This is a genomic window from Micromonospora sp. SD19, assembly GCF_054462275.1.
In genome coordinates, this window is sequence record NZ_JBTLMN010000003.1 from 357,557 (window position 1) to 369,703 (window position 12,147).

13 protein-coding genes are annotated in these 12,147 nt (G+C 72.3%); 7 read left to right on the forward strand and 6 right to left on the reverse strand.

Annotated elements, in window-relative coordinates:
• Nucleotides 1-22: 22 nt before the first annotated feature.
• Together ACX27O_RS14100 and ACX27O_RS14105 are read right to left on the reverse strand one after the other, a co-directional pair.
• Nucleotides 23-922, reverse strand: a complete 900-nt coding sequence (locus tag ACX27O_RS14100; protein ID WP_030337425.1) for a carbohydrate kinase family protein — start codon at nucleotides 920-922, stop codon at nucleotides 23-25.
• Entirely contained in the window at nucleotides 919-1,854 is a 936-nt protein-coding gene (locus tag ACX27O_RS14105; protein ID WP_030337427.1) for a pseudouridine-5'-phosphate glycosidase, read from the reverse strand. Before ACX27O_RS14105 ends, ACX27O_RS14100 begins: the two co-directional genes overlap by 4 nt.
• 88 nt (nucleotides 1,855-1,942) lie before the next feature.
• Between ACX27O_RS14105 and ACX27O_RS14110 the strand changes: the two genes are divergently transcribed.
• The 3 genes from ACX27O_RS14110 to ACX27O_RS14120 all read left to right on the forward strand — a co-directional run bounded on the left by ACX27O_RS14110 (nucleotide 1,943) and on the right by ACX27O_RS14120 (nucleotide 4,767).
• On the forward strand, nucleotides 1,943-2,161 hold the full coding sequence (locus tag ACX27O_RS14110; RefSeq protein WP_007456912.1) for a DUF3039 domain-containing protein: 219 nt from the start codon (nucleotides 1,943-1,945) through the stop codon (nucleotides 2,159-2,161).
• Nucleotides 2,162-2,201: 40 nt separating this feature from the next.
• The gene (locus tag ACX27O_RS14115; protein WP_030337428.1) at nucleotides 2,202-2,864 is read left to right on the forward strand and encodes a trimeric intracellular cation channel family protein; all 663 of its coding nucleotides are present in this window, start codon (nucleotides 2,202-2,204) and stop codon (nucleotides 2,862-2,864) included.
• A gap of 169 nt (nucleotides 2,865-3,033) precedes the next feature.
• Nucleotides 3,034-4,767, forward strand: coding sequence for a DEAD/DEAH box helicase (locus tag ACX27O_RS14120; RefSeq protein ID WP_279519397.1), 1,734 nt, complete (start codon nucleotides 3,034-3,036; stop codon nucleotides 4,765-4,767).
• A 285-nt stretch (nucleotides 4,768-5,052) separates the two neighbouring features.
• Here the strand turns inward: ACX27O_RS14120 and ACX27O_RS14125 are convergent, their stop codons facing one another.
• Nucleotides 5,053-5,286 carry a DUF7455 domain-containing protein gene (locus ACX27O_RS14125; protein ID WP_030337431.1) on the reverse strand — a complete coding sequence of 78 codons (234 nt, stop codon included), beginning with the start codon at nucleotides 5,284-5,286 and terminating at the stop codon, nucleotides 5,053-5,055.
• 245 nt (nucleotides 5,287-5,531) lie between these two features.
• On the reverse strand, nucleotides 5,532-7,142 hold the full coding sequence (locus tag ACX27O_RS14130; RefSeq protein ID WP_030337433.1) for an RNA polymerase sigma factor: 1,611 nt from the start codon (nucleotides 7,140-7,142) through the stop codon (nucleotides 5,532-5,534).
• Between the two features lie 659 nt (nucleotides 7,143-7,801).
• On the opposite strand from ACX27O_RS14130, the gene ACX27O_RS14135 reads away from it, so the two are divergent.
• Nucleotides 7,802-8,620, forward strand: coding sequence for an inositol monophosphatase family protein (locus ACX27O_RS14135; RefSeq protein ID WP_210861505.1), 819 nt, complete (start codon nucleotides 7,802-7,804; stop codon nucleotides 8,618-8,620).
• A 19-nt stretch (nucleotides 8,621-8,639) separates the two neighbouring features.
• Here ACX27O_RS14135 and ACX27O_RS14140 read toward each other — a convergent pair whose 3' ends face one another.
• Nucleotides 8,640-9,152 (reverse strand): LytR C-terminal domain-containing protein, encoded by a 513-nt coding sequence (locus ACX27O_RS14140; RefSeq protein WP_030337437.1) that lies wholly within the window; start codon nucleotides 9,150-9,152, stop codon nucleotides 8,640-8,642.
• A 433-nt stretch (nucleotides 9,153-9,585) separates the two neighbouring features.
• Between ACX27O_RS14140 and ACX27O_RS14145 the strand changes: the two genes are divergently transcribed.
• Both ACX27O_RS14145 and ACX27O_RS14150 read left to right on the forward strand, forming a co-directional pair.
• Nucleotides 9,586-9,882 carry a DUF4193 domain-containing protein gene (locus ACX27O_RS14145; RefSeq protein ID WP_007075406.1) on the forward strand — a complete coding sequence of 99 codons (297 nt, stop codon included), beginning with the start codon at nucleotides 9,586-9,588 and terminating at the stop codon, nucleotides 9,880-9,882.
• A 115-nt stretch (nucleotides 9,883-9,997) separates the two neighbouring features.
• Entirely contained in the window at nucleotides 9,998-10,903 is a 906-nt protein-coding gene (locus ACX27O_RS14150; protein ID WP_358128393.1) for a hypothetical protein, read from the forward strand.
• A 75-nt stretch (nucleotides 10,904-10,978) separates the two neighbouring features.
• Here ACX27O_RS14150 and ACX27O_RS14155 read toward each other — a convergent pair whose 3' ends face one another.
• Nucleotides 10,979-11,512 (reverse strand): DUF3093 domain-containing protein, encoded by a 534-nt coding sequence (locus ACX27O_RS14155; RefSeq protein WP_374224331.1) that lies wholly within the window; start codon nucleotides 11,510-11,512, stop codon nucleotides 10,979-10,981.
• Nucleotides 11,513-11,596: 84 nt separating this feature from the next.
• On the opposite strand from ACX27O_RS14155, the gene dut reads away from it, so the two are divergent.
• A complete protein-coding gene (dut, locus tag ACX27O_RS14160; RefSeq protein WP_036412536.1) occupies nucleotides 11,597-12,133 on the forward strand; it encodes a dUTP diphosphatase in 537 nt (178 codons plus the stop codon).
• Nucleotides 12,134-12,147 lie beyond the last annotated feature (14 nt).

A 12,147-nucleotide genomic window follows, 5' to 3' on the forward strand; every position in this document is an offset into this window, starting at 1 on the left:
GCCGGTGGCCGCGCGCCGGCCGTTAGGCCTGTGGCCGGGCGCCGGCTGTGGAGACGGCCAGCGCGCCCAGATCGGTGGCACGGCTCAACGCCGCGGCCGGGGTGGCGCCCGCGAGCCACGCGGTGAGCAGACCGGCCGCGAAGGCGTCGCCCGCGCCCGTGACGTCCACCACCGCCACCCGACGGGCCGGCGCCACACAGACCGGCGTGGTGCGGTCGACCCAGACCGCGCCGGCCGCGCCGCCCTTCACCACCACCCGCCGAGCCGTCGCCGACAGCACCCGCCCCTGCGCCGCCGGTTCCAGCCCGCCGGCCAGCACGGTGGCCTCGTCCGCGTTGACCAGGAGCAGGTCGATGTCGCGTACCCAACTCAGGAACGCCGCCGCACCGACCCGCCGTAACGGCGCCGCGGAGGCCGCGTCGACGCTGATGGTGAGCCCGCGCTCGCGGGCGGCGGCCAACGCCCGCAGTCCGGCACCGCGCGACTCGGCGTCCAGCAGGGTGTACGCGGACAGGTGCAGATGCCCCGCGTCGGGCGCCGCCGCGAGGGCCCGCTCGACGTGCGCGGCGCTCAACCGCAGGTTCGCGCCCCGCTGGCTGACCATGGTGCGCTCGTCGTCGGCGGCCAACACGATGACCGTGCCGGTCGGAACCCCTTCGACCCGCTCGATCGCGCAGTCGACGCCCGCCCGGTCGAGCTCGGCCACCCGGTCCCGCCCGGCGTCGTCGTCGCCGACAGCGCCGACGAGCGTGACGTCCACCCGCTGCGCGGCGACCCAGGCGGCGGTGTTGGCCGCCTGCCCGCCACCGCCGAGACTGATCTCGGCCCCGGTGTCCGAACCGGCGGCGAGCGGCCCGGACAGCACGGCGACCACATCGGTGATCACGTCCCCGACGACGAGCACCCGGGCCGGTCGGGTCATGCCGGGACGGCGGTGCTGCGGGCCGCCGAGGCGACCGCGATCCGCGCGGCCAGGTCGGCGTTGCGCAGGATGATCCGCACGTTCACCGCCAGGCTCGCGCCCTCGGTCGACGAGTGGAAGTGCGCGAGCAGGTACGGCGTGACGGCCTTGCCGGTGATCCCGTCGCGCTCCAGCAGGGCCAGACCCTCGGTGAGCGTCCGGTCGTGCAGCTCCGGGTCGAGCTGCTCATCGACCGGCAGCGGGTTGGCGATGAGCAGCCCGCCGGTGTGCACGGCGTGCCCGTCGCGGGCGGCGAGCACGGCGGCGACCTGCTCCGGCGAGTCCACCGACCAGTCCAGGTCGAAGCCGGCGTCGGTGAGGTAGAAGCCGGGGAACCGGCGGGTGCGGTAACCGACCACCGCTACCCCAAGGGTCTCCAGGCGCTCCAGCGTCGCGCCCACGTCGAGGATCGACTTGACCCCGGCGCAGACCACGGCGATCGGGGTCTGCGCCAGGGTGACCAGGTCCGCCGACTCGTCGAAGGTGTGCGCGGCCTCCCGGTGCACCCCACCCAGCCCGCCGGTGGCGAACACGCCGATGCCGGCGGCGGCGGCCACCGCGCTGGTCGCGGCCACCGTTGTCGCGCCGTCAGCACCGGTCGCGGCGGCCACCGCGAGGTCGCGGACGGAGAGCTTGGTCACGCCGTCGACAGTGGCCAGCCGGGTCAGCTGCGCGTCGTCCAGGCCGACCACCAGCTCGCCGGCGATCATCCCGATGGTGGCCGGAACGGCCCCGGCGTCCCGAACGGTCCGCTCGATCTCCCGGGCCACCCGCAGATTCTCCGGCCGGGGCAGACCGTGCGAGACGATGGTGCTCTCCAGGGCGACGACGGGCCGGCCGTCGCGCAGGGCTTCGGCGACGGGGGTGCCGTAGCTGATGCGAAAGTCAGTCACACGGGCACCGTACGGGGTGGTGCCTCGACCGGCCTCAAGTGGACCCGGCCGTGATGACCTGCCAAACTTGACGGTCGGAGGTGCAGACGTGAGCACAGAGGTTCTCGAGCGTCCAGAGCTGAAGGACGCCGACACCGGTCCCGAGATGTTCCACTACGTCCGCAAGGAGAAGATCGCCGAGAGCGCCGTCATGGGCACTTTCGTCGTCGCTCTGTGCGGCGAGACCTTCCCGGTCACCAAGGCGGCCAAGCCCGGTTCCCCGGTCTGCCCGAAGTGCAAGGAGATCTACGACTCGTACCGCGAGTGAACCTCGGCCGGCGCTCCGGCCGGCGACGTAGCCTGCGGCGGTGACCACCTCCACCGCCCTGCTCGTCGCCGACCTGACCGGGGTGGCGGTGTTCGCCGCCTCCGGGGCCTCGGCGGCGGTGGCCAAGCGACTGGACCTGTTCGGCATCGCGTTCGTCGGCTTCGTGGCCGCCCTCGGCGGTGGAATCCTGCGGGACCTGGTCATCGACGAGGTGCCACCGCTGGCCTTCGCCGACTGGCGGTACGCGGCCACCGCCGCGATCACCGCGCTCGCCGTCTTCTGGCTGCACCCCCAGCTGACCCGACTGCGGACGACAGTGCTGGTGCTGGACGCGGCCGGTCTGGCGCTGTTCACCGTCACCGGCACGCTCAAGGCGCTCGACGCCCGGGTGCCGGCGGTCGGAGCCTGCCTGATCGGCATGCTCGCCGCTATCGGCGGCGGGCTCGGCCGGGACCTGCTCACCGCCGAGATCCCGGTCGTGCTGCGCCGCGAGATCTACGCGCTGGCCGCGCTGGCCGGCGCGATCCTGGTGGTGCTGCTGTACGCCACCGGGCAGACCGGACCCGCACCGCTCACCGCCGCCGCCGTCCTGGTCTTCGGGCTGCGCCTGATCGCGCTGCGTCGACGCTGGTCCGCGCCGGTGGCCCGGCTGCGCCCGCCGCGCGCCGACGGGGCGGATCCGCGCACCGACCGGGAGTGGTGAGGCGGTCGAGAGATGTGACCAGCGTGGCGTCGCCTGGGCCGCACCGCCCGCGCTGGTTATGCTGAGTCGGCCTTCGCGGCAGCTTCTGCGCGGAGGCGTTTTCATGGGCGGCGGATACTCGTGGCCCTCGCCCGGGGTCCGCCGTCGTGCGGTCGGAGAGGAGCTTCGCGTGGCAGCCCGGACGCCGGTGCTTGAGACGTTCCCGGCACTTCGCGCCTGGCAGCGCAAGGCCCTGGTGGAGTACCTGCGGCGGCGCAGCGAGGATTTCACGGCGGTCGCCACGCCGGGCGCCGGCAAGACCACCTTCGCCCTGCGGATCGCTGCGGAACTGCTCGGCGACGGCACCGTCGAGGCGGTCACCGTGGTCGCGCCCACCGAGCACCTGAAGAACCAGTGGTCCGAGGCCGCGGCGCGGGTGGGCATCCAGCTCGACGCCGCCTTCCGCAACGCCGACCTGCACTCCGCCGCCGACTTCCACGGCGCGGTGGTCACCTACGCCCAGGTGGGCATGGCGCCGCAGGTGCACCGGCGGCGCACCATGACCCGGCGCACCCTGGTCATCCTCGACGAGATCCACCACGCCGGCGACTCCCGGTCCTGGGGCGACGGGGTGAAGGCCGCCTTCGAACCCGCCGTACGCCGGTTGATGCTCACCGGGACGCCGTTCCGCTCCGACGACAACCCGATCCCGTTCGTCAGCTACGAGCGGGGCGGGGACGGGCTCCTGCGTTCCCGCGCCGACTCGGTGTACGGCTACTCCGACGCCCTGCGCGACGGCGTGGTCCGGCCGGTGCTCTTCCTGGCGTACTCCGGGGAGACCCGCTGGCGTACCAACGCGGGGGAGGAGCTGGCGGCGCGCCTGGGTGAGCCGATGACCCAGGACCTGGTGGCGCAGGCGTGGCGTACCGCCCTGGACCCGGCCGGTGACTGGATGCCGCAGGTGCTGCGGGCCGCCGACGCCCGACTCACCGTGCTGCGCAACGCCGGCATGGCCGACGCCGGTGGTCTGATCATCGCCACCGACCAGCAGACCGCCCGCTCGTACGCCAAGCTGATCGAGCAGGTGACCGGCGAGAAGGCCGCCGTGGTGCTCTCCGACGACCAGGGCGCGTCCGCCCGGATCGCGACGTTCGCGGCGTCCGAGCAGCGCTGGCTGGTCGCGGTGCGGATGGTGTCCGAAGGGGTCGACATCCCGCGACTGGCGGTCGGGGTCTACGCCACGAGCGCCAGTACGCCGCTCTACTTCGCCCAGGCGATCGGCCGGTTCGTGCGGGCCCGCCGGCCGGGGGAGACCGCGTCGGTCTTCCTGCCCAGCGTGCCGCACCTGCTCGGGTTGGCCAGCGAGATGGAGACCGAGCGCGACCACGTCCTCGGCAAACCCAAGGAAGCCGACGGTTTCGACGACGACCTGCTGGAACGTGCGCAGCGCGACGACCAGGCCAGCGGGGAGTTGGAGAAGCGGTTCGCGGCGCTCTCGGCCACCGCCGAGCTGGACCAGGTGATCTTCGACGGCGCGTCGTTCGGTACCGCTGCCCAGGCCGGCACCCCCGAGGAGGAGGAGTACCTCGGCCTGCCCGGCCTGCTCACCGCCGACCAGGTGTCGCTGCTGCTGACCAAGCGGCAGGCCGCACAGCTGGCCGCCCAACGCCGTCGTACGGCCGACAGGGCCGCTGAGCCGGCCGCTGCGCCCACCGCGGCGCCACCGGCACCCATGAGCGCCGCCCAGCGTCGGGTGGCGCTCCGGCGTCAACTGAACGCCCTCGTGGCCGCCCGACACCACCGCACCGGCCAGCCGCACGGCAAGATCCATGCCGAACTGCGTCGGCTCTGCGGCGGCCCGCCGAGCGCCCAGGCCACCATCGAGCAGCTTGAGGAACGCATCGCCACCGTGCAGACCCTCTAGCGCGCCGGCCGCCGGGCAGGCGCCGGGCCGGGCTGGGGCTGGCTGGGGCCGGGCTGGCTGGCGCCGGGCCGGGCTGGCTGCTTGATCAACTCGGTTCCCTGAAAAACGTGGTGTCCGCGCGAGGTGGACAGCGCGACTTCCGTGAAACCGAGTGGATCACCGTGCCCTGCCGCCGCTGAGGGTCGCCTGCCCGAGGCGGCGCGGATGCCCGACGCACGTTTGGACCGAAAAGCCGGCCGGAGGCACCCTCTGGGTGCCTCCGGCCGGCTATGTCGGTTTGCGGATTTAGTTCGCCATCAGATCGGCGCCACGCCAGCTGAAATCGGGCTCCGTTGCGAACCGCTCGGTGATCTTCACGAGATCCTCCGCGTACTTGTTCGCGTGGTGCCCGCAGAACACCAGCTCGCTCCCACCCGCCAGAGTGATCCGGAGCTTCCCGGCAGCATTGCAGCGGTCGCACCGTTCATCGGCGGCTGGGGGCGCCACCGTCTCGGGCGGCGGCGTGAGGGTCGGGGTCATCGCCTTCCTCCTCTGGTCGTCACCGATGAACAATCTCTTCGGTCGTTGCTCACCTATCGTGCAACACCCTTACTAGGCACTGCCTTCCCTGTGTGCCCGCGGGGGACCGAGGTCACACCTGGAAGGGACAGTGTGCCGTGCACCCAGGGTGCCACGTCAACGATCACATTCGTGCATCCGGACGATCACCATCTGGTGTTGCACACCAGGTGATCAAAACGACACGTTGGGTTGACGAAACCCGCTCAGTCCAGGTAATCCCTGAGGACCTGCGACCGGGACGGGTGACGCAGCTTCGACATCGTCTTGGACTCGATCTGCCGGATCCGCTCCCGGGTCACCCCGTAGACCTGGCCGATCTCGTCGAGCGTCCGAGGCTGGCCGTCGGTCAGGCCGAAGCGCAGACGTACCACACCCGCCTCACGCTCGGAGAGCGTCTGCAGCACCTGCTGGAGCTGGTCCTGCAGGAGCGAGAAGGAAACCGCGTCGACCGCAACCACGGCCTCGGAATCCTCGATGAAGTCGCCGAGCTGGCTGTCGCCCTCGTCGCCGATGGTCTGGTCCAGTGAAATGGGCTCCCGAGCGTACTGCTGGATCTCCAGCACCTTCTCGGGTGTGATGTCCATCTCCTTGGCCAGCTCCTCCGGGGTGGGCTCGCGGCCCAGATCCTGGAGCAGCTCACGCTGTATGCGGCCGAGCTTGTTGATGACCTCGACCATGTGCACCGGGATGCGGATGGTGCGGGCCTGGTCGGCCATTGCTCGGGTGATGGCCTGTCGGATCCACCAGGTGGCGTACGTGGAGAACTTGTAGCCCTTGGTGTAGTCGAACTTCTCGACCGCCCGGATCAGGCCGAGGTTGCCCTCCTGGATCAGGTCGAGGAAGGCCATGCCACGGCCGGTGTAGCGCTTGGCCAGCGACACCACCAGTCGGAGGTTCGCCTCCAGGAGGTGGTTCTTGGCCCGCTCGCCGTCCCGGGAGATCCAGCCCAGGTCACGGACCATCTCCCGGACGAGCTTCTCCTCGCCCTCGTCGGCGGCCCGCAGCCGCTCGGCGGCGTAGAGCCCGGCCTCGATCCGCTTGGCCAGCTCCACCTCCTGCTCGGCGTTGAGCAGCGGAACCTTGCCGATCTGCTTCAGGTACGCCCGCACGGAGTCGGCGGAGGCGGTCAGCTCGGCGTCACGTCGCGCCTGCTTGAGGGCCTCGGACTCCTCGTCGTCCCACTCGAAGTCGTTGTCGGTCGCCGAGGCGGCGGCGTCGGTCTCGGCGGCCTGGGCCAGCTCGGCCGGCTCCTCGACCACCACATCCTCGATCGCGGCGGCCAGCTCCTCCGGGTCGATCTCGCCCTCGGCGCCCTCGCCCTTGGCCTTGCCGGCGGCCTTGGTCGGCTTGGCTCCGGCAGCCGCTGCCACCGTCGCCTTGGTGGCTCGGGTCGACCGGGTCGCCTTCGCTGGCGTCGCCGCGGCGGCCTCGGCGGCGGTGCCGGTCGCCTTGCGGGCGGCCACCTTGCGCGGGCCCGGCGTCGACGGGGCGTCGTCGGCGGCGGGCGCCTGCTTCGGGGCCGGCGCGGCTGCCTTCTTGGTGGTCTTGGCGGTGGTGGCCCGGGACGCCGGCGTGGTCGAGCGGGCCGCGGCGACGCGGCGACGGGTGCTCGCCGAGCCGTCCACCACGACGGTCACTCCCGCCTCGGAGAGCGCCCGCAGGATCTTCTTGGCCTGGGCCGGAGTCACCTCGGCGGACTCGACGGTGCGCGCGAGCTGGGCCGACGTGAGCTGGCCACCGGCGCTCTGCGCGTGGGCGATCAGGGTGTCGGTGAGCGAGCGAACGTCGGCGCCGGGCTGGCGGGGTTCTGTCACGAATGACCTTCCGGAGGCGAAGAGCGGGCACGGCGTGTTCGTCCAGCGCAGCGAGGGTTACCGTGCCGGGCGATGTGGTTGAGGGACCCCCGTGTCACGGTCCGGCCGGTGATCGGCGGTCCGTGCCGCGTGGGCAGGGGTGAATTGTAACGCCGTCTGCGGCGATCATCCTGCTCCGCACCGCGTACCGCCGGTGGGGACCGTCAGCGCGGCGGAGATGTTGGCTTCGCGGTAATGATAGCCGCGTGGCCGGCGAAGGGCGCCCGTCGTCGAGCCCGGCGGTGCGCAGATCGTGTCCGAACCGCCGCCTGAGCAGCGGGTACGCGGTCGGTGCGGTGGTGGCGAGGGTGCCGGCGGGGATCACCGGGACCACCGGCGGTCTGGCCGGTGGTGGCCCCACCAGGTCGCGGTTGGGCAACGGTTGCGAGCTGAGCACGGACGGGGCGGTAGGCACTTAAGCGACATTACCAACCTAAAGGGGCATATTTGCTGAGGTTGGCCCGGTCAATCCGCGCCTGTGGGCCAGGTGGCCCCGCAGGGGGATGCCCTGCGCAAACATCCCGGTCTGGTGCCGTCGCACCGCGTGGGGAACGATGATCTTCGGAAGCCGGGTCGCCAGTTCCACCCACCTGCACCCGGCGTGCGGAAAGAGGCGAATCATGACCAACTCGGCTACGCCGCCGTCGGAGCTGCTGGCCATCGCGCTGGAGGTCGCCCGGGACGCGGCGGACACCGCGTACCGGATGCGCGCCGAGGGGGTCGTCGTGGCCGCCACCAAGAGCACCGTCACCGACGTGGTCACCGCCGCCGACCGGGCGGTGGAGCGGCAGATCCTCGACGCGCTGGCCGCGCTCCGCCCGGACGACTCGGTGCTCGGCGAGGAGTACGGCGAGGGGACCTCCGACGCGGGGCGCAGCGGGGTGCGCTGGATCGTCGACCCGATCGACGGCACCGTGAACTACCTGTACGGGCTGCCGCACTCGGCGGTCTCGCTGGCCGCCGAGGTGGACGGGGTGGTGGTCGCCGGCGTCGTGCGCAACGTGAGCACCGGCGAGGAGTGGACCGCCACGGCCGGCGGCGGTGCCTGGCGCGACGGCGTCCGGCTGCGCTGCTCCGCCGAGGTCGACCTGGGGCAGGCGCTGGTCGGCACCGGCTTCGGCTACGACGCCGCCCGCCGGGCGCACCAGGCGCGGGTGGTCGCCGGGCTGATCGCACACGTGCGGGACATCCGTCGGCTCGGCGCCGCCGCGCTGGACCTCTGCCTGGTCGCCGAGGGGCGCCTCGACGCGTACTTCGAGAAGGGTCTTGCGGCCTGGGACCTGGCGGCGGGCGGGCTGGTGGCCGCCGAGGCGGGGGTTCGGGTCGCCGGCCTGGCCGGTCGACCGCCCGGGCCGGACCTGGTGGTCGCGGCCCCGCCCGCGCTCTTCGCGCCGCTGCACGATCGGCTGGCCGCCCTGGACGCGTCCGGCGGTCCCTGACGCCGGGGCGGTTACGCCGTCACTTGGCGGGTGGGGACGGGCAGGAGCCCTTGGGCGCCACCGGCGGGCCCGAGTCGCCGAGGGACTGGTTGACCTCGGTCGTGGTGGCGAGCTGCTGGAAGCGGTTGCCCAGCACCACGTCCACGGTGTCGTCGGTGCGCTTCGGGTCGTAGCCCGGCACGGCGTTGTTGAGGAAGTACGCCTGGAGCAGGTGCGCGGAACCGACGCCCTTCGGGCCGAACCGCAGCACCGCGACGCTGTCGACCTTCTTTTCGTTCCCGGTCTTCTTGACCTGGAACTGTCGGTTGCTGAACTCGTCGGCGACGGTGTGGGCGAGGCCGGGCTGGTCTGTGGCGTTGAATACGTTGATCTTGACGTCCTTGCGCTCGCGCAGGGTCAGATCCGCCAGTGGCCAACCCTCGGGGCAACCCGCCGCGGTGCCCGCGTTGCCCTGGCTGTCGCGGACCACGGCGACGACGACGAAGACCAGGGCGATGACCGCCAACAGGCCGACGACGACGAGTGCTCGCACGCGCGCAAAACTCATCAGGGCACTCCCCGAACCTCAGGTGGGTGGTGACGGCCAGGAACGATCGCTCAGGCCGCCGGCCGTCGAATACGCCGCTGAGGTTAACGGTTGTCCGGCCGTCGCGTGGAAACAGCCCGACATGCCGGCGCGGCGACCGCGAACCGGGTACTACTACCCCTATCTTCGTGTCGCCTGAATCACATTGGGAACAACTTCGCGTGCGGGGGCGTACATCTCAGCCGCAAGGGCGGTATACATGCCTCGCCCAAGGGGGGGTAAGGTTCCGCGCTCGCAGGGGAGTCGCCCCAGCGAGCTCGACCCGTTCGGTCCTCGGGTCGGGTGCCCGACACAAGTGGTGGCCGGCCAGCGGAACCGAAACAGCGTCGTCCGGCGTTACAACCGGAAGCGACAACATCGATATGGGAGAGTGAAACCGATGGCCACCGACTACGACGCCCCGCGTCGCGACGAGGTCGACCTCGGCGAGGACAGCCTGGAAGAGCTCAAGGCACGGCGCGTCGACTCACAGTCGGGCGCGGTGGATGTCGACGAGGCCGAGGTGGCCGAGAGCTTCGAGCTGCCCGGTGCCGATCTGGCCGACGAGGAGCTCACGGTCAAGGTGCTTCCGATGCAGCAGGACGAGTTCAGGTGCGCCCGCTGCTTCCTGGTCCACCACCGTAGCCAGCTGGCGGTCGAGCGCAACGGCGAGCTGATCTGCCGCGAGTGCGTCTGACAACCACGACACGGCGGCGGCCTCCGGAACGGGGCCGCCGCTGCCGGTGTAGGCATGCGTCAGCGGTGGGTACCTGCTTGACTCGTAGCGGGTAGCCACAGCACCGGGAGGTCCGATGAGCGATCGAGGCGGCACCACCGATGGCGGCACGGACGGCCTCGGCGCCACCGGTGGCGCGAGTGACGTCAGGGCCCCTGGTGGCGCGGATGATCCTGGCGCCGACGGCGGTGCGAGCGACCTCGGTACTGACGGCGGTGCGAGCGACCTCGGTGCCACCGTCGCGGCGCTGACAGCTGACGACATCGAGCCGGCCCGTCGCCGCCAACTGCTGACCCGGATGGTCGGGCAGGCCCGCGCACGGGGCATCTCCGACCTGTTCAAGCCGCGTGCCGCAGTGCGGTGGATGGTCGACACAGTCGCCGAGATCGCCCCGCACGTCCCGGTACGGGACCTGGACACCCTGCGTCGGCATTTTCCCGGTCTGGACGATGGTGCCATCGCCGACCGGCTCGTCCGCAACGCGTCCCGGACCACTGCCGCGATCGGCGCGGCCGGAGGGGGCGTCGCCGCCGTCGAGTGGACGGTCGCACCGACCCTGCTCTCCGCCCCGGTGCTGCTCGCCGCCGAGACCGTCGCCGTGGTGGCGGTGGAGCTGAAACTGGTCGGCGAGCTGCACGAGCTGCACGGTGTGGCGCTGCCGGACGCCGGCACCCAACGGGCGGTCGCCCTGGTGCACTCCTGGGCCACCCAGCGCGGCGTCAACCCGATGGTGCCCGGCGTGGGAGTGGGCGCGGTGCTCGGCACCGCGGCCCGCAAGGAGCTGCGGGAGATGCTGCTGCGGCGGTTCGGTCGCAACCTCACCACGCTCGGACCGTTCCTGACCGGTGCGGCGGTGGCCAGCTTCCTCAACCGGCGGGCCACCCAGCAGATGGCCGAGCAGCTCCAGCTGGACCTGCGACGGCGGGGCATCGCCCGGCCCGCGCCGCCGGCTGCCCTGCCGGGTCCGCCGACCGGCACCTGAGCGGGCCTTGGCCGTCCAGGCCGGCAGCTGAGCGGGCCTTGGCCGTCCGGCTGAACGGGCCTTCCGGCCGTCGGATCAGCCCGGCTCGCGCGCCGTCGGACCGGGGAGCGCCAGCGCGTCCCGCGCGGCCAGCACCGCCTCGGCCAGCTCGACCGGGTGGCGGGTGCTGACCACCCAGAACGGGGTCGGGTCCGCCGGATCGTTGAGGATCACCTGCACGGCGCCACCGATCCATGGTCGCTGCACCACGAAGGCGAGCGGGTCCGCGCCGACGCCGAGCACCTCACGTCGGCCGGCCACGTCCAGCGGCACCACGTCGGCCACGAAACGTACCGGCAGGCGGGCGTCGTCCACCCGCAGCTCGCCATCGGCCACCCCGACCCGGATCCGGCCCAGCCACCACAGCCCGGCCGCGGTGAGCGGCACCAGCACGACGAACGGCAGCCAGGCGCGGACGCCGGAGGCGCCCATCCAGATCTCGACGGCCAGCAACGCGGCGGCCACCAGCCCGGCCAGCCACAGCCACCAGGGCAGATCCAGCCGCTCGGCGTACGCCGCACGGGCGGCGACGGGCGGCTGATCGGCGGACGGGGAGGACGACATGCTCACTCCTGCGAGGGTACGGCGCACGGCGGCGCGACGAACCGGCAGGATGGCAGGGTCACCCCGCGAACCGGACGGAAGAGGGGACCCGTGACCGACGTCGTACCCGTGCCCGTGCAGCTGCTCGACAGCGAGCTGCCGCTGCCCACGTACGCCCATCCCGGCGACGCCGGGGCCGACCTGGTGGCGGCCGCGGACGTGGAGCTGCCGCCCGGTGGTCGTGCTCTGGTGCCCACCGGGGTGGCCATCGCGCTGCCCGAGGGGTACGTGGGCCTGGTCCATCCGCGCTCCGGTCTGGCGGCCAGGCTCGGCGTGACGGTGCTCAACGCGCCCGGTACGGTCGACGCCGGCTACCGGGGTGAGATCCTGGTCAACCTGATCAATCATGATCGGGATGTGCCGGCGAAGATCTCCCGCGGCGACCGGATCGCGCAGCTCGTGGTCCAGCAGGTCGCACGGGCGCGGTTCGAGCCGGTGGTCGAGCTGCCCGCGTCCCGGCGTGGGACCGGTGGGCACGGGTCCACCGGTGGGCACGCCGGGCTGGTGCCGTCGCCGACGGGTCAGGACCGGGTCGAGCGGCGGCCGAGCGAGCCGGGCCGCGGGCAGACGGAAGAGGTGGCAGGGTGAGTGTGAACAGCGGA

Excerpts from the sequence above, each read along its gene's own strand:
- ACX27O_RS14150 (WP_358128393.1), top strand. The coding sequence starts at position 9,998 with ATGAGCGATCGAGGCGGCACCACCGATGGCGGCACGGACGGCCTCGGC.
- ACX27O_RS14135 (WP_210861505.1), top strand. The coding sequence starts at position 7,802 with ATGACCAACTCGGCTACGCCGCCGTCGGAGCTGCTGGCCATCGCGCTG.
- ACX27O_RS14145 (WP_007075406.1), top strand. The coding sequence starts at position 9,586 with ATGGCCACCGACTACGACGCCCCGCGTCGCGACGAGGTCGACCTCGGC.
- ACX27O_RS14100 (WP_030337425.1), bottom strand. The coding sequence starts at position 922 with ATGACCCGACCGGCCCGGGTGCTCGTCGTCGGGGACGTGATCACCGAT.
- ACX27O_RS14125 (WP_030337431.1), bottom strand. The coding sequence starts at position 5,286 with ATGACCCCGACCCTCACGCCGCCGCCCGAGACGGTGGCGCCCCCAGCC.